The sequence below is a fragment of the Sphaerisporangium flaviroseum genome, assembly GCF_039537005.1.
GTDB lineage: Bacteria > Actinomycetota > Actinomycetes > Streptosporangiales > Streptosporangiaceae > Sphaerisporangium > Sphaerisporangium flaviroseum.
Genome location: NZ_BAAAZR010000041.1, coordinates 1 through 19,653 on the forward strand (window position 1 = coordinate 1; position 19,653 = coordinate 19,653).

Below are 19,653 nucleotides of genomic sequence, written 5' to 3' on the forward strand. Positions count from 1 at the left end.
ACGGCTACGGGCGCAACTGGGCCCAGGCCACCTCCAGCGGCTGGGTCTACTGGATCTTCGACTCCCTGCGTTCCTGGTGGAACTACCAGTGGATGGTGCTGAACTTCCACACCGGTCTCGACTCCACGCATCCCTACCAGTCGCAGCCCTGGCAGTGGCCCCTGCTGCTGCGGCCGGTCGCGTTCTTCTACGAGAGCCCGAACGGCTGCGGCGCGGCGAAGTGCTCACAGGCCGTGCTGGGGGTGGGCACGCCGGTGATCTGGTACGGCGCGGTGATCGCGCTGATCGCCCTGATCGCCTGGTACGTGGCCACCCGCGACTGGCGAGCCGGAGCGGTGCTGCTGGCCTACGCGGTGGGATGGCTGCCCTGGTTCTACTACGCCGTGGCCGACCACCGCACCATGTTCCTGTTCTACGCCGCCCCCATGCTGCCCTTCATGATCCTGGCGATCACCCTCGCGGCCGGGCTCCTCATCGGACCCGCCAACGCGCCATCGGGCCGCCGCATCATCGGAGCCGTGCTTTCGGGTGCCTTCGTGCTCGTAACACTGATTAACTTCTGGTGGCTGTACCCCGTTATCGCCGCCGAGATCATCCCCTACGACGATTGGCATCGGCGCATGCTGCTTGACCGCTGGATATGACCCCCAACCGGTACACCTCAGCCCTTCCGCTCGTTCCGGTCTTAACAGGTAGGTGACGTGGAAATCGTCCGTGGTGGTGGTCGTCGTCAGGGCCCAGGCCTATACGGCAGACTGCGGGGCATGCCTGCACCCGACGTGGCCGCGCTCCTGACCGAGCTTGAGCGCTCCGATCCGGATGTCGCCGACGACGCCAGGATCGCCGTCGAATGGCTGACCGGCGGCGAGCCGCTCGAAACGATCACCCAGCTCGATGTGTGCGAGTTCCTCTGGTACACGCTGCCACTGAAGGTGACCGGCGACCACGGCGACATCGCCAGGGCCCTCGGAAGGCTGCTGCGTCTCGGCGGCATGGACCGCTACGCCGCCCTGTGCGCGTCGCCCGCCACGTCCCAGATCCTGCGCACCTACGACCGCGAGGGCGAGGACGCCGGCACCGCGGCCTATCAGCGTGCCCTCGGCGCCACCGGCGTGCTCCCGCCCGACGTGCCCGAGCTGCTCTGGAGCTCCATCATGGGGCCGGAGGAGTTAGGCGCGCACCTCGCCTGCTCGGCCGCGCTGGAGCTCGCCATCGTCTCCGGTGAGCTGGAGCCGGCCGCGACCACGTGGAAGGCGCAGGCGGAGGCGCTCACCCGCCGCTGGCTGACCGCGCCCCGCAGCGAGCTCGGCGGCGACAACTGGCTCAACCGCGTGCACGGCGAGCGCCTGAACCGGTGGGTCCTCGGCCGTGGCGCGGCCCGCCGCGAGCTGGCGCAGCCCTTCGAGGTACGCCTGCACGCGCCCATCCCCGCTCCCGAGGGGTCGCACTTCGCGGCGCTGCGCTGGCTGCTGGAGATGGCCGCCCGTCCCGGCGGAGTGCCCCTCACCCAGCGGCACAACATCGCCCGCGCGATCGTCGTCGAGGGCGCCGCGCGCTTCGGCTGGGAGATGGCGCCCACACGCAGCGAGAACGGCGTCACCGCCCTGCGCACCCTCCGCCGCGTCGCCGAGCATGAGATGGAGGCCGTGCGGCGCACCGGCAGGAGGCTCCTGATCACCCCGGCGGGCGAACGGCTACTCGACGACCCGGCGGCCCTGTGGCAGGCCGCGTCCTCGTCGCTGCTGACCCCGGCGGCGGGCGAGCGCGAGATGGAGATGTCGGTACGTGAGGTCGGGCTGATGCTCCTGACCGACGCCAGGGAGCTGCCCTGCGGGTCACTGGCCGAGCGTGTCACCGAGGTGGTCGTCGGCGAGGGCTGGCGCACGGCCACCCCGGCCGACGTGCTCCGGCCCCTGGCGGAGCTGCGCAACCGGCTGGAGGCGTTCGACCTGTGCCTCCCGGCCGCCGAACCACCCTCCGCCGCCGGTGGGCCGCCCTTTCCCGGCCCCGCGACCGGCGGAGCGCCCTCTTCCTCTCCCGGCCCCGCGACCGGCGGGGCGCCCTCTTCCGCTTCCGGCCCCGCGACCGGCGGAGCGTCCTCTTCCGCTTCCGGCCCCGCGACCGGCGGTGCGTCCGAGGCCCTCTCCTGCGGCGCCACACTGGCGACGCTGACCCCTGCGGGGCGAGCGGCCGCCCTCACCGCCCTGCGCGGCCAGGCCCTGCGCCCCCGCCAGTACGTCACGCTCACCTAGCGCCGGCGCGGCGCGCTCAGCGAGGCGCAAGGGCTCACCTGACGGCTTCGCGGGCCGGCCGCCTGCCTCCCTCCAGGCGCGCGGCCGGCCTCTTCCATGCCGGGGGTGGACCGGATCCCTGCGGTCTGTCTGGTCGGAGTCGTGGTGGCGCTAGACCCCGGCGGTCATGCGGCCACCCATGCGGCGGCCCATGCGGTCCTGCTGGCGCCGCTCCTCGCTGGTGCGCCCGGTCAGGATCTCCTCGCGTGTCTCTTCGATGCGCAGGGCGACGCCGATCGCGAAGAAGGTCGGCGCCCATTCGCCCACGAACAGGCCCCAGCGGTCGGCGCGGGCGAGGTCGCCTTCGTACTCCTTGGACAGGACCCACGAGACGAATGACGCGCCCACGGACAGGATGCCGGCGGTGTACATCATGCCGGACCGGATTCCCATTCTGTTGAGTGCCCTGATCATATGCCCCCCTCGAAAGCGACGTGTTGACGCTACCTTCCTACCCTTCGCCATGGCTCGCAACGATAGGTATGAATAAGGAGATATGAGGCACTTCCTATGGACCCCACCATTCGTCCGGTATTGCGGGGACCTCCGGGACATACCAGCATTGTCAGGTATTCACGGTGAACAGGGCGAGAATGTGCAGGCTCTTGAAAAGACCGTCTTCCACTTGGTTCCGCGCGGACACGGACGTGACGCTGAAGTCGGCCGGGACCAAGACCAGGTAGATATGCCAGGCCAGACCCCTGGACCCGCTGTACGCCGGGGTGAGCGAGAGCGCCGACCAGCAGTGGGTCTGCTCGTCGACCCGCAGTTCCTGCTCGTAGTAGTAGCGGCCGTCCCCAGGATGGTGACCGGGCGTGGAGTCGTACGAGCCCGGGTCCGCCTGCACGATGACGACGACCCGCTTGCCCTCCTCGATGACCCCCTGGAAGCTTCCGGCGAGATCGACGCGCGGCCGGTCACCGGCGTCCTCGACCGAGTACGACACGTCGGGGAAGACGATGGCCCCGCTCACCTGGCGTACTTGGACCCGCGAAGCCAGCCGCTCGCACGAGCTCTGGGGGGCCGAGGACGCGGAGGGAGCGGCCGAAGGTGAATTGGCCTTGGTCGTGGCGGAAAGGCCGATCGCCGAGGCGATGAGCACCACGGCGGTCCCGATCAGAGCGGGCACCAGAATTCGTGGCCATCTGGACTTCTTCCCGTCTCCGTCGCCGACTGTCGCCACTCAGACCTCCAACGGAATAGACGCGCGCCGGCGCGGGATCTCACGAATACCGGTCCACCACTCTGGCACGCCGCGGAGGCTCGTTCAGCGGTAATCCGGAAACGCCTGATCCGGCAAACAACGCTTATCCCCTTGTCAGGTGATTTATAGCATTTCCGGGGTTTACCGGATTAGCGTGCCTTTCAGCGCCATGGTCGCGGAGCCGGGCCGTCCGCCTCTCCCCACACGCCGGCGACGGCGCCCGACAGAGCGGACGCGCGCGGTGTGAATAGGCTGGAGCAGGAGGTGAGGCACGTGATGGCCGAGCGGAACGCGGGGCTCTCCCCCTCGGACCAGGCCGCCATGCGGGACCTTCTCGACCACGAACGCGAGCAGACCATGTCGCTGGTCACCTCGCTGAGAAGTGACTGGGAGGACATAGTCGAAACGTCGGCGCTCGTGGGCGCCGACGACGAGCACGACCCGGAGGGGTCCTCCACGGCGTTCGAGCGAGCACACATCCAGTCACTGCTCGACCAGGCCCACGCGCGTCTCGTCGACCTGGCCCACGCGCTCGAACGGCTCCGCGACGGCACGTACGGAGCGTGCGAGGGCTGCGGGCGTCGTATCGACCTCGAACGCCTGCGGGCGCGCCCGGCGGCGAGGACCTGCATCACCTGCGCCGCGGGCGGGCGCCGGCGGACGCCGTGATCGTGACGCCAAAGTCTCGGTAATCATCTGCACCGTTGGCCGGTTCGGCGCGGGACCCACGACCGCCCACGGGTAGGGAGCCTGACGTCACCGATGTCCGAACAGACGGAAGTGTCCGCCTCCACGACAGGAAAGGGCAGGTGCGAACCGAATGATGGGTCGCTGTGCCGGAATTTCACTTTTCCGGGCGTCCGCCAACGCCCGATGGCTGACGCTGTTCGCACTTGTGGTGGTCGTTTCGACGGCTTTCCTCTCACCGCAGGAAGGCGCGAGCGCGGCGGCGTCCGGGCGGGCATTCGGCGCGACCCCCGTCGGGGACGATCGCGGGGCCATCTACATACGCAACGGAAACGGCTCGAAGAACAATAGCTATTCGGCCGTGCACAGCCCCACCAACAACCGGGGCGTCCAGCAGGTGGCCAATTCGATCGCCGGCGGAGGCACCTATACGCAGCAGGCCCTCTGCAAGAAGCGGCATCGCGTCTGCTCGATCTACCAGAAGCTCCGGGTCTCCCACAAGTAGCGACCTGATATTTCGGTATCTCAGAGCTCTGTCATGCTCGGTAAATTTCATCACTGACCCGGGTAATGACGGGGTAATAATCACATGCGCCTGGATCGTGGGAAACGCGATCCATGCTCCAGCGGACGATACGCTTCCAGCGCGGGAGTCTGGGGTCAGAGGACCGCCTGCCTGGTCTTGTCCGACGCAGCAGGGGGGCGACAATCGATGATTTGTCAGCATAACGGCGGAGCTTCCGGTAAAAGGAGCCTTGTCGTTTACCCGCTGCTCTGCGCGTTCACGTCGATCGCCTTCGCCCTCGGAGTCTCGTCGCTCCCGGCGAGCGCGGACGCCGACCACCGCAAGACCAAACGCACGCCACATGCCTCCCGCACCCATCGAGGCGGCGATGCCACCGATCCGGGCGGCGGGGACAGCATCCATGACGGAAACGGCTCCAAGAACCGGAACATCGTCTCCGTGAGGAGCCCGACGAACAACCGCGGCTACCAGCACACCTCGGCCGAAACCATGGGCGGGACCACCAGCATCCAGAACGCCCTGTGCCGGCACGCCAAGGTCTGCAACATCACCCTCAAGGTCATCGTGATCACACCAGACAAGGCCAAGAAGTCCAAGGCGAAGACCGTCAAGAAGGCCGCCACACCGCCCCAGGACGAGGTCGAGACCCTTGGTACGGACGACACGTGCGACGAGTGCTGCGAATGCGAGCCGGACGGGTCAAAGTAGGCGCGCGATCTGGGCCGCGGTCGAAAGGACCAGAGGGGCGATGCGGCTCTCGTCACGCTCGCCGATGGTCACGACGCCCACGCTGGCCTCGGCAGGCAGCCCGCCCGCGGTGATCGGTGCGGCGACGCCCCAGGCCCCGCGCTGCAGCTCACCGGTCGTCACCGAGTAGCCGGCGACGCGGGCCTCCGCTATCGCCTCCCGTTCCCCGGGCCGGGGCGGCCGGCCCGCGAGGATGGCGATGCCGGAGGCGCCGCGGTCGGCGGGGTGCCGGTTGCCCGCGCGGTAGGCGACGTGGAACGTCGAGCCGCGCGGTTCGGCGACGGTGAGCACGACGGCCTGGTCGTCGGTGTCGAGCACGGTGATGAAGGCGGTGGCGTGGCAGGTGTCGGCCAGCACCTGGAGCGCGGAGGCCGCCGCCGCGCGGAGCCCATGCCGGACGGCGGCGTTGAGCTCGACGATGCCGAGGCCGAGTGTGAAGCGGGTGCCGACACGGGCGACCAGCCGGTGGTTGCCGAGCGCGGTGAGATTGCGGGAGACCGCGTTGCGGTGGACGTCCGCCAGCTGGGCGAGCTCGGTGATCGTCAGCCCGTCCGGATGGTCCCTGAGGATCGCCAGGAGCCGCAGACCGGTGTCGATGGTCTTCGAACCCGCCGCGGAGGAGGGGGCGGGGCCGGCATCCGCGTCGTACTGATCAGTGGTCATTCGACACCGAGCCGTGGAGCCGGGGTGTAGCGGATGGGCAGGTGCTTGACCCCGGCGATGAAGTTCGACACCAGCCGGGCCGGCGGCCCGGCGAGCTCGATGTCCGGTAGTCGCCAGAGGATCTCCCGGTAGAACGCGCGAAGCTGCATGCGGGCGAAGTGCGCCCCCAGGCACACGTGGGGACCGTCGCCGAACGAGACGTGGTCGTTGGGGCGCCGTGCGATGTCGAACCGCATCGGCTCGGGGAAGTGGCGCTCGTCATAGTTGGCGGCACCGTGGAAGACCACGACCTTGTCTCCGGCCGCGATGGGCCGTCCGGCGAGGACGGTGTCGCGTACGGCGGTACGCCGGAAACTGAGCACCGGTGGATGCCAGCGCAGCATCTCCTCGATCGCCGAGTCGAGCAGGCCGGGGTGGTCCAGCAGCCGGTGGTGCTGTTCAGGATGGTCGAGCAACGCGATCATCCCGCCGGGGAGTGCCGAGCGTACGGTGTCATTGCCCGCGATGACCAGGAGGAAGAAGAACATCGACAGCTCGGGAGCGGTGAGACGGCGGCCGTCCACCTCGGCCGTCGCCAGTGCGGTGAGCACGTCGTCCGCCGGATCGCGTCGCTTGTGGGCGGCGAGCGTCTGCGCGTACTCGAACATGTCGGCGAGCATGGCCGGGGACCGGGGGTTGACCGGACCGCCGTCCCCGCCACGGACGACGGTGGCGTGATCGGGATCCTGGTAGCCGACGACCCGGTTGGTCCATCCGAGGATCAGGTCACGGTCGCCCGGGGGGATGCCGAGCAGATCGGCCAGGTTCTGGATCGGGTAGTCGTCGGTCACGTCCACCGGCAGGTCGCACTCCCCCCGCTCCGCGATCTGGTCGACCAGCAGCCGCGCTCGTCGCTCGACACCGGCCATGAACCGCTCGACGCGCCGGGGAGTGAACACCCCGGAGATGACCCGCCGGAGGCGCCCGTGCTCCGGCGGGTCGAGATTGAGCATCATCTGCCGGATGAACGGCAGGTCGGCGGGGTCCGGGTCGCGGATCTGGGTGGCGCCGATCGAGGAGCTGTATTCGGTGGGGGTGCGCAGGACCCGGACGACGTCCGCGTAGCGGGTCACCGCCCAGAAGCCCGGCCCGGCCGGCCAGCCGTCGACCTCGTGCTCTTCCTGCCAGTGCACCGGGTGCTCGTCTCGCAGCCGGCGGTACATCTCGTGGGGGATGCCCTGGGTGTAGACGTTCGGGTCGAAGACGTCGAGCGTTGTGCGAATGTCGGTCATGGGCGGCCCCCTCCTACGGCTGTCAGGTGACCAGGAAACGTTCGATGGCGGACACCAGTGCCAACGGCGCCTCCTCCATCGCGTAGTGACCGGCGTCGGGCAACGTCACCAGCTCGGCGTTGGGGAACCACCGCAGCCACGTGCCTTGCATGACCTCCGCCGAGAGCGCGGGGTCGTGCCCACCGGCGATCACGAGCACGGGCGTGGTGTCGCCGATGACCTCCGTGTGGAAGTCGGTACGCGCCCAGGCGTCCAGGTAGGCACGGAACGACGGCACCGTGGAGTTCCGCACCGAGTTGGCGACCATCTCGTCGAGCCACCTGCCGGGAAGCCTGTTGCCGGTGGTGAAGTCGATGATCGCGCGCCGGTTGGCGGGCTCGTCGGCCGCGCCGGAGAACAGCGCCCAGCCCTGGTCGTCGAAGGGGACGCCAGAGGCGGGCACCGGGGAGATGCCGACGAGCTTGCGCACCCGGCCCGGCGCGTCCAGCATCACCCGCTGGATCGCCATGCCCCCCATCGAATGGCCGATCAAGGAGAACGTCTCCCAGCCCAGCTTGTCGGCGAGCGCGATCGCGTCGTCCGCTATCTCCGCGATGCTGTATTCACCGGTGAGATCGCGGGCCTCACCGTAGCCGCGGTAGTCCGGGAACGCGTAGGTGAAGGCGTCGTCATCGAGGTACGGCCGGATCTTCTGGAAGGAGCTCCGGTCGCCGAACCAGCCGTGCAACACGATCACACGATGCGGCCCGGAGCCGTGGACGTCGTGGGGAAGAACGACGGAGGACATGGCGGATTCTCCTTCGGGTTCATGACGCCGGACGTGAAACCGAGTGGGACACCTGGCGACGATGCCGCATCCATGCATTGCGCGCCGCCATGGCATTCCACGCTGAACCAGACGTATTTACCCCCCTCACACTGGACGGCACCCCACTGGTCGGCCTGCGCCGCCACAAGGAACAGACCACGACCGCTCTCGGTGAGCTGGTCGAGCGTCCGCCGCGTGGGCAAGGTCGGGTCAGGGTCGCAGACCGCCAGCCAGACCGTGCCGCGTTCCGCCCTCACATTGATCCTGATGCCGTGGCCGTCGCAGGCGGTGGGCGCCGCGTGCTGGACGGCATTGGTGACCAGTTCGCTGGTCAACTCCGCGATCGTCGCCTCGTGGGACGGGGAGAGGCGGATGTTCCAGTAGCCCAGAATCGCCGACACCCAGCGGCGCGCGATGGAGGGGGCGAGCCGCGAGCCGGGGAGATCGCACCAGCTTGAGCGCTGTCTCTCCTCCGCGCCGGTGGCGGCGTTCACCGCAGGCTCGCTCGGATCGCCACAGGGGGAGGCTCGACCGCGGATCTCGTGTCATGAATCGCGAACACGGGCGTGGACTTCCCATTCAGAATGCCCAAATAATGGGCATGGTGGTCGAAAGATGGGCGTACGTGGAGAAAGCATTGGATGGAATATCGCGCTTGTCAACGAAAATGTGAAAAGTCGCTGGACGGATACTCTGCGTGAATGCGCACTTTGTCCGAAAAGGTCATCCTCCAAGCGCGCGGCGGCCGTTCCACCCGATGAGCCGGTTCCGGATGGCACGGCCCTTGTCCGGCCTCGCCGATCTCAACGAACGAAGAGCCGGGGCCGGCCTTCGTAGACCAGACCCGACGCCCGGGTAGGGACGCGCGAAGTGAACCGATCGAGCGGGAGCGAACGTCTAGGAACTGTGAAGCTCTCCAGGTTGATCGGTCTCGGTCTCGCGGCGGCCGGGGTGTGCGCAGGGGCCATGGTGCTCTCGGGTTCGGTCGGCGCATCACCGCCCGTACCGTCCACCTGCCCGCACCGCTGGGGTGGCGACGACATCGGCGGCTGGGTACCCGCCGCCGCCGCCGGCATCGACGGCGTGGAGGAGTCGCTCGTCCCCGGCTCGCCGGTCAAGGCCCTCATCTGCGCCTACCCCGGAGACAACGTGCATCCGGGCGGCGAGCGGCTGGCCGGTTCGCGCTCACTGACGGACCAGACGGCGGCGATGGCCCGTGACCTCGCCTACCTGCCGGTGACCACCGCCGACACAGAACGCCCATGCACGACGGCGGCGGGACCGATGACCAACTACCTCATCCGGTTCGCCTATCCGGACGGCCGCGCCCTGTGGCTGGGCACCGCCGAGGAGGTCAACCACTGCGTGAGGACCACCAACGGCACGGTCGGCACCGCCTCCTACGCCGGGCCCGCCGTCACCACCGCCTACAAGGACGGCGTCTGGCGCTCCGCACCGCCGGACGACCCCTGCCGGGGCTCCGGTGACCGGCGGGGTCAGGACGAACTGATGGTCCCAGGACGACCGGGCCGGCTCACCGTGTGCAGGGACGCCACGTACGTAAGGCCGCCCTACCGCAAACGACATGGCAGGGACATCGCCCGCGCTCTGGCCGAGACGCTGAACTCCCTGGACACCGTGCCGAGCCGGAACATGTGCCAGGGCACAGGAGGCGCTCACGAGCGCGGCATCCGGCTCATATTCGACTATCCAGAAGGACCGGCCGCCGCGGTGTCCATCTCGCTGAGCTGCGTCCCCGCCATCGACAACGGCCTACTCCAGGCCGACCTGGACGCCCGCCTCCGCGACGAGATCCTGCGCCTCGCCCCATCCTGACTTCGCCCTGGGCGCGCTGGCGATGCCATCACCTGCCGCTGTCGCCCGACGTTACCGGCCGGGCATTCTGGTCTCGATCGCCATGGTGGCCGCCACAAACCGCACGGAGCTCTGCGCACCCGGTGCTTCATAGGCGAGCCGGTCGGCATCACCGGTAAGGGTGGTCGAACGCCAGGTCCGCGAGCCGTGGGTCGACTTCGGGAAACGAGCCGTCGCCGAACAGGATCCTCCCCGCCAGGGCACGACCGGTACGACCGCGTAGCACGGTCACCGCCGCCTCTGCCGCGGCAGGGGATCGGATGCCGGCGAACACGCGGCGCAGCAACAGCCGGCCTCGGAACCGCGTCCGCAACGCGTCCCCGTCGTACCGGCTCAGCATGCGCTGGTCGCCGGTACGCAGGTACCCGGCGGTCACCGCCGCGGCCAGTTCGGACATGCGCAGGCAAGGGTCCAGCCCACCGGCCGTCAGCGGCGACACCGCGCCCGCCGCGTCTCCGACGAGCAGTCCGGCGGGACACGCCAGCCGTCGCAGCACACCGCCGACCGGGATCGGACCACCTCGACGCTCGACCGGTCCGGCCGACGGTGTGCTGCCGGGCGCATCAGCGGCGAAGGCGTCCAGCAGGTGGCGGATGCCGGTGCGCATCGCGTTCGGATATCCCGCGACGCCAACGTGCGCGTGCCGGCCGTCGTCGATGACCCATCCCAGGTACCCCGGGGCGATCCGGGGGTCCAGCACGCAGTGGAACGCCGGGGTGGTCGTGCCCGACGCGATCGGGTGGACGATCTCGGCACCGACGAGGAAGCGCCGGTTGACATCAAGGCCGAGATCACGGGCCACCCGGGAGCGGGCGCCGTCCGCGCCGACGACGAACCGGGCCCTCACCGGTTCCGCACCCGCGAACCGTACAAAACCGTTCGACGCGTCGACATACCGTACGCCCAAGAGGACCCGCGCCCCGGCCGACTCCGCCGCGCGGCGCGCGTGCTCGTAAACGGCCGCCATGTCGGCCACGCGGTACTCGTCCCGGTCGCTGGTGAGCCGGATCGGCGCCCGCCGCGACGGCGGATACAGCAGCACGTCCCGGACGCCTGGTCCGAGCAGGTGATCCGGCACGTCGAAGTCATCAAGGGTGCGGCGTACGAAGATCCCTGTCGTGCGGATGCCCGTCGACAGCGACCTGCGCCGGTCGACCACCATCACGTTCAGTTCCCGTCGCGCGAGCAGGCGGGCTGTGCGCAGACCGGCCAGGCCCGCACCCACGACCAGTACATCCACTGTCTGCATACTTTGCGACGGTAGGGGCGATGCCTCATCCGTACGATGATCTGCACGCTACCCGCCGCATACCTCGACACCGCCGCCACACTCGAGACCGTGGACTGTTCCAAAAGGAATCAGGCTCGCCGGCTCCACCTAACCGTCCGCAGGCCGGTATGGCCATGACCGCCGGAGAACGCCCTCCCGCCGGCCCGAAATTGTCGGCCTCGTACGCCATGATCGGCGTCCATATATCCCGTACCTTCCATCGAGGAGTGCAATGGCGGCCACCGGCGATGTCAGTTGGTGGATCGATGGCACGGGCCAGTGGACAGATCTCGACCTGATCCGCGCCGACCTCACCTCGGAAGCCCATCCGAACAACCGCGGCTCTCGCGGCGGCCGCGACGAGAGCGTCATGACCGCTACGTACAGGAGGCAAGCGTGAGGCTTCTTCTCACTTCCGCCGGCGTCAAGAACCCGAGCATCCAGAACGCGCTCGTCGAGCTACTGGGCAAACCGATCGCCGACTCCAATGCCCTCTGTATCCCCACTGCGGGGTACGGGCACCCCCAGGGCAGTCCAGCCGGAGCATGGCGTTTCATCAGCGGTCAGTCCTCCACACCCATGTGCGAGCTGGGTTGGAAGTCCTTGGGAGTGCTGGAGCTCACCGCGCTGCCCAGCATCGGCGAAGAGCGCTGGATCCCTTGGGTCCGAGAGACAGACGTCCTGCTGGTGAATGGCGGCGACGCCCTGTACCTGTGCCATTGGATGCGGCAGTCGGGGCTGGCGGATCTCCTGCCGTCGCTGCGCGAGACGGTCTGGGTGGGGCTGAGCGCCGGAAGCATGGTCATGACCCCCCGTATCGGGGATGACTTCGTCGGTTGGAAGCCGCCCACCGGCAGCGACAGCACACTGGGCATCGTCGACTTCTCGATCTTCCCGCACCTGGATCACGAGCTCCTGCCGGAGAACACCATGGCCGACGCAGAAAGATGGGCGGCCGGAATCGAAAATCCGGCGTATGCGATCGACGACGAGACCGCCATCAGAGTGACCGACGGCACCGTCGACGTCGTCTCCGAGGGCCACTGGAGGCTGTTCTCCTCCTGACACGCTCTACCGTCCCCGCCCGGGGCAGAGCACGGGGAGGGACCATCCCGAGGGCCTGGCCGTCCTGGACGACGGACGGTTGATCGTGGTCTACGACAGCCCTTCCCTGGACAGGCGGACCGCGGCGGGCGTCTACGCCGATCTCGTCCGTATCGACGGAAAGGCTCCCTTACCTAACTCGATGGCAACCGCGTCACAGAAGATTGGGACATGGATGATTGGCGGCATGCACGCCTGACCGCTCTGGTCTACGACTTCGGAATCGAGCACGAACGGCTCGGCCGGATCGGCGGGAGACTGGTGTGGGGAGCGGACCTGAGCCGCTTCTACCGTGACATCCACGGTCTGCGGACGCGGGTGAACGGCTGCCGGGTACTCGATGTCGCGTGCGGGGGAGGCGTCGCCTTCCGTGGACTGCGGAAGGAAGGTTCCCATCGATATGTGGCGCTCGACCTTTCTCCGGTGATGCTGCGGCGGGCGCAGGCCAATGCGGAGCGGCACGGGCTGCGGGACATCGGCTTCGTCCAGGCGAGTGTGACCGCGCTGCCTTACCAGGAGGGCGGCTTCGATCTGTGCCTCAGCTACTTCGGCCTGCACTGCTTTGCCGATCCGCAGGCGGCTCTCGCGGAGATGGCCCGCATCCTGCGGCCGGGTGGGCGGTTGCAGGGAACCGCGGTCGTGCGTGGGAGCGGCCTGCGTCAGGACGCGGTGATCTCGCTGTTCCAACGCCGCGGGATCTTCGGCACCGTGGGATCGGCCGAGAATCTGACGTGTTGGCTCGCCGCGGCCGGCCTCCGCGAGATCAGCGTCGATCGTGACGGCGCCGTCGCGTACTTCTCCGCACGACGCTGATCGCCACATCCGACGACCCGGACGACACGCCCTCATTGACAGGCGAGAGCGAGCGTCCGCTTTCCAGGCGGAACAACCACCCTGCTCCCCCACCGGAGACTCAGGTCGGAGGGTGGTGCACGGCGCGGTTCGCGATGATCACGTTCCCTACTAGCAGTTGACTTCTCCGAGACCGTTGAGATCCCGGTGTCGTGGATCGGTCAGTCGTTGCGGGGTTTGCCGAACTCTTCGATCAGCACGGGATACTGCTCCCCACCGTGTCCGGCGGCGATCGAACGGCCGGCCATCGCCTTGATCAACTTCGGCGGTTCGGCGTTGACACCCACCGCCTCGCTCTCCTCGATCAGGTGTGCCATCGCCCGCGCGTCGGCCTCCAGGGCCGACACCGACCGGGAAGGAGCCGCTGTCGATCCCGTCCCCGCCTGAGCCATCTGTCCTGAACCCGCGACGGGTCACGGCCAGCGCACCTCCGGGGTGCGTTCCACGAACCGCGCGTACCGCTCGAACGCCCGCGCGACCTCCTCCCGGTCGCTTCCGTGGAGCGGTACGAGCGGCTGAACGGTGATCCGCACCCGGCTCCTCGCGAGGCTGCGTTTCCAGGTGGCCACGACCCGGCCGGCGCGTACCACGGTGGACTGGAAGACCCCGTTGTTGCCGGGGATGATGGCCGCCTTGTGCTCGTCGGCGACCATGAGCGAGCGGTCCTTGTAGCCCAGCAGGTATTCGTCGAACCCCGGCAGCACGAGCACCTCGTCGTCGCCGGCCGGGGGAGCGGCGGTGTCGAGGAGCGCGGCGTCGAGGTACGTCTCCACCCCGCCGACGGTCACGCGGGCCAAGGCGTCGCCGGCCACGGCGATGCCGCGTTCGGCGTCGGCAGCGGTCAGGCCGGTCCAGCCCGCGAAATCGTGACGGGTGGCCGGCCCGCGGCCGCGGAAGTAACGCAGGGCGATGGTCCCCAGCGCCTCGTCGCGCTCTGGCCGGTGCGGGTCGGGGACCCACTCGTCGAGCAGCACGAAGCTCTGCTCGTTGCCGATGTTGGGGGCGATGCACAGCAGGCCCCGCCGGCTGGCGTACCCCAGCAGGTGGTAGCCGCGCTGGCCGCTGGTGTCGATGCCCTTGTCGGCGAGCACGGCCAGGCACTGCGACCGGCTCAGCCGCCCGCCGCCGGCCAGGGCCGCGCCCAGCGCCTCCAGGGCCTCGACGGCGGTCTCCTGCGAGAGGCCGAGTTGTTCGCGCCGCCTTGCCGCGCCGTTCAGCACCCGGACGCCCATCAGTTCGAGCATCCAGCGGGCGTCGCGGGACGGGACGAAATGGATGGTGCCGCGCATCGGCCACGTGCGCAGCGCCTCACGCCGCTCCAGCGCGGCGGTGACGTCGGCGGCGGTGTATCCCGGCAGTCGCGCGCCGAACGACCACAGACCGCCGGCCAGGTCTTGCCCCTGCATCGCCCCGAGCCAGGTCACCACCTCGGCCATGCCCGTCGCCCGGCCGGCGCCATCGGGCGACGCTCGTAGCAGCAGGCTGGACATCCGCAGGCCGAGCACCTGTTGGGGGGTGAGTTCCACTGATGATCACCTCCTGTCCCGTCACCGTAGCCTTCACCACCGACAGTCCCGCCTCTGTGATCACCTACTGGTGGGCCGGGCGCTGAGGACTCCGAACAAGGAACTCAGCGCACGAGGCGACGCCATCCGATGATCGCGATCGCCAAGGTCATGTGGGCGTCGTGGATGTCGATCGTCAGCGCGGGGCGCGGTCGAGGTAACGGAGCAGGTCGTCGACGAACCGGGGTGGAGGTAGGGCCGTCGGCAGCCTCAGCCTCCACCACGGGAGCGTAGGCGCCCCACTGGCGCAGCGGTTCGACGATTCCCTGCGCGGCGGCGAGAAGATGGCCCGCGAGCTCGTCGTCGAGCGGGGACGGTTGGCCCGTGGCGATCGCGATGTCCCATGCGTGCACGGCGGCGTCGAGCGCGCACATCACCGCGGCGACCGGAGTGGGCAGGTCACCGTGCGGCAGCGGCGTCGGAACGGTCTCGGTGTCGTCGGACACCGTCGCCCACGCCGCGGCGGTCTGCTCGATGGCGACTTCACCAGCTCTGCCGCAGTACCGTCAATTGCTCACGATCTTCCGATCGAGGCCGTTGGATCACGCCGTCTTCGAGTGTCGGACCAGACCGGGCGATGGGTCTACACCTGGTGCCCTTCCTCCGCGCCTGAGACAGCGGCGCGACGGATCGCGGCCCGCTACCGAGAACTGGAGGCGATGCCCGGTGCTGGTCGAGGGGGCGGAGGCCATGGACCGAGTCCTCAAGGGGCGGTCGGAGCCTTAGTCACCCTGAAGATCAAAAAGGCCGTTTCCGATCTACGGAAACGGCCTCTGACCAGGGTGGGGTGTTCACGAGTAGGCCCGGCCTGCGCCGGAAGGGGCGGTCAGGTGATCGCTTCCCAGATCCATCGTGATCGTTTCCCGATGCGATGGGTCGGCGCGTAAGCGACTACCGTCTCCTGACCGCTGGTGAGCGGGACGTGGGTGTGGTGAACAGGCTGGAAACCGCCTCGACCAGCCGGACTCGGGTGTCGGCCCCACATTGATCCTGCGGCCTCGCCACATGCAGCTTCAGAAAATATTGGGATTCCTATATACGTCTGCTTGCCGATATTTCATGGCACGCGCCGCCCATCAAGGGGTGGTCACCTGGCTCGGCGGGCGGCGCATCCAAGGGGCAAGGACTTATTCGGGGGCGAAGGAGAACGCGTCTGCTTCGTCCACTGGTTGGCAGGCAGCAACGGGGCCGTCGGCGAGGCGGAAGCTGGCCGAGCCGCCGTCGTCCGGGTTGTCGAATGAGGCGGCCACCACCAGAGTCTGGCCGGGCTTGATCTGGTCGGGGTAAAGAGTGAAGGAGATCGCACCGTCCGGGCCGGAGTTCCATCTGCTCACACGCAGGGACTCCTCACCCGGCCGGTACCGGGCACGCGGCTCCTTGCACAACTTGCCCTTCGGCAGGTAGTCCACCACTACCGCCGAGATGCCAAGGGCGCGCAGATCCGCCTCCAGCTCTTTGGAGTCCTTGAACTCGTTGATCTGGACGCTGATCGTGCCTTCAGCGCTCTTGCTCACCGCGTAGGCGGATGCTGCAGATCCGATCAGTGTCGGCGCGACCAAGCTCGCCACGATGGCCGTCGCCGCCACGGCGCCGCTCAGCGCGAGCCGTCGTCCGCTCAGTCCTGGCAGTCCCGGCGTTCGAGCAAGCCCTCGCGCTGCTCGACCGGTGAGAAGGACCCGCGTCCATCGCGGCTTTCGGGTGGTGGCTTCTTCGAGGAGCCGGAGTCGCTGGCGGGCCAGGGACTCCGGTGGCTGGTGTTCCAGCTCCTTGATGAGGCTCTTCAGTTCATCCATCGATGTCCTCCTTCAATGGGTTGACGCCGCCCAGGCCGTCGCGCACCTTGCGACGGGCTCGGTTGAGCCGTGATTTGACCGTGCCGACCGGGATGCCGAGTGCTCGGGCCGCCTCCTCGTAGGTCATGTCGCTCCAGGCGACGAGGAGCAGCACGTCACGGTCGCCTCGCGGCAGCAGCGAGAGCGCGTGGAGCAGAGCCGGCCGTGACCCCTCGGCGGTGAGGTCGTGCGTGATCGCTTCCTCCGGCCCGTCGACGGCCTGGACGGGGTCCTGCCGTTCCAGGGCGCGGTAGCGGCTGACTTCGGCCCTGCGGTACCGGGTGATGAGCTTGGTCGCGATCCCGAACAGCCACGGCCGGGCCTCGCGGTAGGAGACGTCGTAGGATCCACGCCTCCGGAACGCGATCAGGAATGTCTCCCCGACGAGATCCTCGGCGACCTCGGGGCCGAGCCGGAAGGAGATGTACCGGTAGAGCATCGTGCTGTAGCGGTCGAACAGGGCCGCGAACACCTCCGGATCGTTGAGAGAGTCGGTGATGATCCCGGCGTCATCCACCGCGTGCAGCGTGTCGGTCACCATGGGGGGCCTTGCGCGGTCATTAGTACCCTTTCTGCGGTGTCATCAGCTATTTCTGCGGTGTCATCAGCTATGTCTTGCCACGACCCCCTTCAAGTGTTCACGGGTCGGCATAGCGCCCTTTACTGCCGCTCGTCAGGGGGTTCGCGGCCCTACCCGGTGGGCGATGTGTTGGCTGCGGCGATAAGGATCTTGCGCTCGATAGTGACTGCCAGTGCCTTGCCATTTACAGTGTGGAGTTGCAGGACTGCATGGCGTGAATGCAACACGTGATCGTGACTGCTTTGTCTTCAGGGAGACGACGGTGACGTCGCTGCTGGAACGCTTGGCCCGGGCCGAGAGGTCCGCATTGCAGCAGGTGGATGAGCTGCGAACGCGGCTGGCTGAGGCCGAAGAGCAGGTCCGGCGGTTGGCCATCACCCGGCAGACCCTGACGTTGTTCACCGATCACGACGGCGAGGACGACGGCAAGGACGCCGGAGAGCAGCCCGGCCTCGACCCCCATGATCCGGAGGATGCGACATCGCCGTTGCCTGTCTTGCGCGGCTGGCGAGAGCAGACGGTGGCGTTGCTGGCCACGGCGGAGCGACCGATGCGGGCGAGGGAGGTCGTGCAAGCTCTGGGTAAGCCGGACACCCGCTCCCAGGTGGAAGGAATGCGGTCCCGCCTTCAGCGACTGGTGAGACAACCGGCGTTTCTACCGCGCTTTCGACCGGCTCACCAGCCTGCTGGATGTGGCCCGGCACGACCGGCGCATCCGCCTGCCACAGCACGAGGCCGACCTGCTCGCCACCGCCTGGCAAGACGACGATCCCGACCACATCCGCAAGCGGGACCTGCTGCAAGACATCGTCACCGCGCTCGTGCTCACCCCGGCCCGCTGGGGCAAAGGCCGCGGCTACCTGGCAGGATTTTGGCGGCGACGTCGGCATGACACCACCGCCGCCCCGGTCTTCGCCCGCCCACCCCGAGCTCGCCGCTCCACCGGCGAACTGATCGCCTCCACCGAGATCACCGCAGGCTGGCACCACTCGGCCGGAAACGATCCACCCGAGTACGGTTACAGCGCCACCCTCACCGTCGCCGCCCGCACCCGCTCTGTCCCCGGGTCTTTTCCGCAACTGGCGCTCGGCCTGGTCCTGGACACGCCAGGCAAACGCATCGGCGAAAACGCCATCACCACCCTCAAACCCCTGCCCACCCTCGGCTTGCCCGCAGCGTTCGCCGTCGTCGACCGCGCCTACACCGACCAGCAGCCCGGCCACTTCGCTCAACCCGCACGCGAACTCGGCTACCGACTCGCACTCGACTACAAAGTGGATCAACGAGGGGTGCAGGGCAGCGCCCACGGCGCCCTGCTCATCGACGGCTCCCTGGCCTGCCCGCTGATGCCCGACCGACTCGCCCAGGCCACCACCGGTCTGGACGACACCGCCATCCGCACCCCATCGGACGAACTCACCGCGCTCATCAACGCCCGAGAGCCGTACTTGCTGCGCCTCAAGCAGAGCCCGAACACCAACGGCACCGTCCGCTTCCAATGCCCGGCAGCAGGCACCTCCCCATCGCTGACCTGCCCCCGCTTCGACCGCCTCCACCAGCGCGAACCCAACCGGCCCACCGCGATCGACCTCACCGACACCCGGCAACGAGCCGCCCACCCCGCGGCCAAACCCCGCGTCCTTCCCCCACAGCCCGACCACAAGACCGGCGAACTGCCGAGGATCTGCCACCAGCACACCATCACCGTCCGCAAGGGCGACCTCGGACACCTCGACAAGTTCCGCCAGGACCTGCCCTACCTCAGCCCCGCCTGGATCGGAACCTACAAGTCCGTCCGCGCCAACACCGAAGGCCTCAACGGCAGAGTCAAGGGACACGACCTCGACCTCCGCGACCCCAAGAACCGACTCGCCCACGGCCGCGTTGCCCAGAGCCTGCTCACCGCGCTGCTCATCACGGTCGCCAACGACCACTTCCTCGACCAGTGGCGCCACACCCACCAGCCCCAAGACCAGGCCGTCACACCCGCCGACACCCCGCAGACACCAGCCGGGACCTTCGACCGCACGCCACCCGCAGGCCAGAGCAGGCCACCACCCGCCCCATAACCCGGGATCCAGATCACCTTCTCGCAGCACCCAGCCCGGCGTCGGCTTCGCCATGCCCAGCGACGCGAACGTGAACCTCGACCAGCGGCCTTGTCACCACCCGGGCCTCCCCAGGCACCTGCTCCGCGGCTCCCAAACCAGGACGAACCCGATTCGGAAACCCCTGAAACAACAAGATCCCGCCTGATCGCGATGATCAGACGGGATCTCGTCAACCGCTCCCGAGCTAACTCAAGAACGGCCCTTGGGTGGGGCGTTCACGAGTGTGGTTGAGCAGCGACGATGACGCCCTGGCGAAGATCGCTTCCC

22 protein-coding genes are annotated in these 19,653 nt (G+C 68.4%); 10 read left to right on the forward strand and 12 right to left on the reverse strand.

Translation table 11 applies throughout. The features are described 5' to 3' along the window. Together ABD810_RS34740 and ABD810_RS34745 are read left to right on the forward strand one after the other, a co-directional pair. Window positions 1–644: dolichyl-phosphate-mannose--protein mannosyltransferase (locus tag ABD810_RS34740; protein WP_486387634.1), on the forward strand; the 644-nt coding region annotated here is incomplete at its 5' end. A 120-nt stretch (window positions 645–764) separates the two neighbouring features. Continuing rightward, window positions 765–2,252, forward strand: a complete 1,488-nt coding sequence (locus ABD810_RS34745; protein ID WP_344950836.1) for a hypothetical protein — start codon at window positions 765–767, stop codon at window positions 2,250–2,252. Window positions 2,253–2,402: 150 nt separating this feature from the next. Here the strand turns inward: ABD810_RS34745 and ABD810_RS34750 are convergent, their stop codons facing one another. Both ABD810_RS34750 and ABD810_RS34755 read right to left on the reverse strand, forming a co-directional pair. Continuing rightward, window positions 2,403–2,666 (reverse strand): hypothetical protein, encoded by a 264-nt coding sequence (locus tag ABD810_RS34750; RefSeq protein ID WP_344950839.1) that lies wholly within the window; start codon window positions 2,664–2,666, stop codon window positions 2,403–2,405. Window positions 2,667–2,856: 190 nt separating this feature from the next. Beyond that, window positions 2,857–3,474: a hypothetical protein gene (locus ABD810_RS34755; RefSeq protein WP_344950842.1), complete on the reverse strand. Its 618-nt coding sequence runs from the start codon at window positions 3,472–3,474 to the stop codon at window positions 2,857–2,859. A 285-nt stretch (window positions 3,475–3,759) separates the two neighbouring features. Between ABD810_RS34755 and ABD810_RS34760 the strand changes: the two genes are divergently transcribed. The 3 genes from ABD810_RS34760 (at window position 3,760) to ABD810_RS34770 (ending at window position 5,416) form a co-directional block, all read left to right on the forward strand. After that, a complete protein-coding gene (locus ABD810_RS34760; protein ID WP_344950845.1) occupies window positions 3,760–4,164 on the forward strand; it encodes a TraR/DksA family transcriptional regulator in 405 nt (134 codons plus the stop codon). Window positions 4,165–4,315: 151 nt separating this feature from the next. Next, window positions 4,316–4,687 carry a hypothetical protein gene (locus tag ABD810_RS34765; RefSeq protein WP_344950848.1) on the forward strand — a complete coding sequence of 124 codons (372 nt, stop codon included), beginning with the start codon at window positions 4,316–4,318 and terminating at the stop codon, window positions 4,685–4,687. Between the two features lie 177 nt (window positions 4,688–4,864). After that, on the forward strand, window positions 4,865–5,416 hold the full coding sequence (locus ABD810_RS34770) for a hypothetical protein (protein WP_344950851.1): 552 nt from the start codon (window positions 4,865–4,867) through the stop codon (window positions 5,414–5,416). On the opposite strand, the gene ABD810_RS34775 is transcribed toward ABD810_RS34770, so the two are convergent. Genes ABD810_RS34775 through ABD810_RS34790 form a run of 4 tightly spaced genes read right to left on the reverse strand, consistent with a single transcriptional unit; the run spans window position 5,408 to window position 8,691 of the window. Further along, a complete protein-coding gene (locus ABD810_RS34775; protein ID WP_344950854.1) occupies window positions 5,408–6,118 on the reverse strand; it encodes an IclR family transcriptional regulator in 711 nt (236 codons plus the stop codon). The genes ABD810_RS34770 and ABD810_RS34775 overlap by 9 nt on opposite strands. Beyond that, window positions 6,115–7,389, reverse strand: coding sequence for a cytochrome P450 (locus ABD810_RS34780; protein ID WP_344950856.1), 1,275 nt, complete (start codon window positions 7,387–7,389; stop codon window positions 6,115–6,117). Before ABD810_RS34780 ends, ABD810_RS34775 begins: the two co-directional genes overlap by 4 nt. A 22-nt stretch (window positions 7,390–7,411) precedes the next feature. Next, complete coding sequence (locus ABD810_RS34785) at window positions 7,412–8,176, reverse strand: alpha/beta fold hydrolase (RefSeq protein ID WP_344950859.1); 765 nt, start codon at window positions 8,174–8,176, stop codon at window positions 7,412–7,414. Further along, entirely contained in the window at window positions 8,122–8,691 is a 570-nt protein-coding gene (locus tag ABD810_RS34790) for an ATP-binding protein (RefSeq protein ID WP_344950861.1), read from the reverse strand. Before ABD810_RS34790 ends, ABD810_RS34785 begins: the two co-directional genes overlap by 55 nt. A 427-nt stretch (window positions 8,692–9,118) precedes the next feature. Between ABD810_RS34790 and ABD810_RS34795 the strand changes: the two genes are divergently transcribed. Continuing rightward, the gene (locus ABD810_RS34795) at window positions 9,119–10,033 is read left to right on the forward strand and encodes a hypothetical protein (protein ID WP_344950864.1); all 915 of its coding nucleotides are present in this window, start codon (window positions 9,119–9,121) and stop codon (window positions 10,031–10,033) included. A 148-nt stretch (window positions 10,034–10,181) separates the two neighbouring features. Here ABD810_RS34795 and ABD810_RS34800 read toward each other — a convergent pair whose 3' ends face one another. Beyond that, window positions 10,182–11,321: an NAD(P)/FAD-dependent oxidoreductase gene (locus ABD810_RS34800; RefSeq protein ID WP_344950869.1), complete on the reverse strand. Its 1,140-nt coding sequence runs from the start codon at window positions 11,319–11,321 to the stop codon at window positions 10,182–10,184. Window positions 11,322–11,574: 253 nt separating this feature from the next. On the opposite strand from ABD810_RS34800, the gene ABD810_RS34805 reads away from it, so the two are divergent. From ABD810_RS34805 to ABD810_RS34815, 3 genes are all read left to right on the forward strand, one after another. Then, window positions 11,575–11,742 (forward strand): hypothetical protein, encoded by a 168-nt coding sequence (locus ABD810_RS34805; RefSeq protein WP_344950872.1) that lies wholly within the window; start codon window positions 11,575–11,577, stop codon window positions 11,740–11,742. Then, window positions 11,739–12,407 carry a Type 1 glutamine amidotransferase-like domain-containing protein gene (locus ABD810_RS34810; protein ID WP_344950875.1) on the forward strand — a complete coding sequence of 223 codons (669 nt, stop codon included), beginning with the start codon at window positions 11,739–11,741 and terminating at the stop codon, window positions 12,405–12,407. The genes ABD810_RS34805 and ABD810_RS34810 overlap by 4 nt, the downstream gene beginning before the upstream one ends. 210 nt (window positions 12,408–12,617) lie before the next feature. Next, the gene (locus ABD810_RS34815; RefSeq protein WP_344950878.1) at window positions 12,618–13,259 is read left to right on the forward strand and encodes a class I SAM-dependent methyltransferase; all 642 of its coding nucleotides are present in this window, start codon (window positions 12,618–12,620) and stop codon (window positions 13,257–13,259) included. 200 nt (window positions 13,260–13,459) lie between these two features. Here ABD810_RS34815 and ABD810_RS34820 read toward each other — a convergent pair whose 3' ends face one another. The 5 genes from ABD810_RS34820 to ABD810_RS34840 form a co-directional block, all read right to left on the reverse strand. Next, window positions 13,460–13,690 carry an imine reductase family protein gene (locus ABD810_RS34820; protein WP_344950881.1) on the reverse strand — a complete coding sequence of 77 codons (231 nt, stop codon included), beginning with the start codon at window positions 13,688–13,690 and terminating at the stop codon, window positions 13,460–13,462. A 21-nt stretch (window positions 13,691–13,711) separates the two neighbouring features. Then, window positions 13,712–14,824 carry a winged helix DNA-binding domain-containing protein gene (locus tag ABD810_RS34825; protein ID WP_344950884.1) on the reverse strand — a complete coding sequence of 371 codons (1,113 nt, stop codon included), beginning with the start codon at window positions 14,822–14,824 and terminating at the stop codon, window positions 13,712–13,714. 104 nt (window positions 14,825–14,928) lie between these two features. Continuing rightward, a complete protein-coding gene (locus ABD810_RS34830; RefSeq protein ID WP_344950887.1) occupies window positions 14,929–15,309 on the reverse strand; it encodes a DinB family protein in 381 nt (126 codons plus the stop codon). Window positions 15,310–15,990: 681 nt separating this feature from the next. Then, a complete protein-coding gene (locus tag ABD810_RS34835; protein ID WP_344950890.1) occupies window positions 15,991–16,656 on the reverse strand; it encodes a hypothetical protein in 666 nt (221 codons plus the stop codon). Then, window positions 16,649–17,236, reverse strand: coding sequence for an RNA polymerase sigma factor (locus tag ABD810_RS34840; protein WP_344950892.1), 588 nt, complete (start codon window positions 17,234–17,236; stop codon window positions 16,649–16,651). The genes ABD810_RS34835 and ABD810_RS34840 overlap by 8 nt, the downstream gene beginning before the upstream one ends. A 731-nt stretch (window positions 17,237–17,967) precedes the next feature. On the opposite strand from ABD810_RS34840, the gene ABD810_RS34845 reads away from it, so the two are divergent. Continuing rightward, window positions 17,968–19,344 carry a hypothetical protein gene (locus ABD810_RS34845; protein ID WP_344950895.1) on the forward strand — a complete coding sequence of 459 codons (1,377 nt, stop codon included), beginning with the start codon at window positions 17,968–17,970 and terminating at the stop codon, window positions 19,342–19,344. The last annotated feature ends 309 nt before the right edge of the window (window positions 19,345–19,653 follow it).

Bases quoted from the DNA above. Each gene is read 5' to 3' on its own strand.
- ABD810_RS34745 (WP_344950836.1), top strand. From the start codon at position 765: ATGCCTGCACCCGACGTGGCCGCGCTCCTGACCGAGCTTGAGCGCTCC.
- ABD810_RS34750 (WP_344950839.1), bottom strand. From the start codon at position 2,666: ATGATGTACACCGCCGGCATCCTGTCCGTGGGCGCGTCATTCGTCTCG.
- ABD810_RS34765 (WP_344950848.1), top strand. From the start codon at position 4,316: ATGATGGGTCGCTGTGCCGGAATTTCACTTTTCCGGGCGTCCGCCAAC.
- ABD810_RS34775 (WP_344950854.1), bottom strand. From the start codon at position 6,118: ATGACCACTGATCAGTACGACGCGGATGCCGGCCCCGCCCCCTCCTCC.
- ABD810_RS34780 (WP_344950856.1), bottom strand. From the start codon at position 7,389: ATGACCGACATTCGCACAACGCTCGACGTCTTCGACCCGAACGTCTAC.
- ABD810_RS34785 (WP_344950859.1), bottom strand. From the start codon at position 8,176: ATGTCCTCCGTCGTTCTTCCCCACGACGTCCACGGCTCCGGGCCGCAT.
- ABD810_RS34800 (WP_344950869.1), bottom strand. From the start codon at position 11,321: ATGCAGACAGTGGATGTACTGGTCGTGGGTGCGGGCCTGGCCGGTCTG.
- ABD810_RS34805 (WP_344950872.1), top strand. From the start codon at position 11,575: ATGGCGGCCACCGGCGATGTCAGTTGGTGGATCGATGGCACGGGCCAG.
- ABD810_RS34815 (WP_344950878.1), top strand. From the start codon at position 12,618: ATGGATGATTGGCGGCATGCACGCCTGACCGCTCTGGTCTACGACTTC.
- ABD810_RS34820 (WP_344950881.1), bottom strand. From the start codon at position 13,690: ATGGCTCAGGCGGGGACGGGATCGACAGCGGCTCCTTCCCGGTCGGTG.
- ABD810_RS34835 (WP_344950890.1), bottom strand. From the start codon at position 16,656: ATGGATGAACTGAAGAGCCTCATCAAGGAGCTGGAACACCAGCCACCG.
- ABD810_RS34840 (WP_344950892.1), bottom strand. From the start codon at position 17,236: ATGGTGACCGACACGCTGCACGCGGTGGATGACGCCGGGATCATCACC.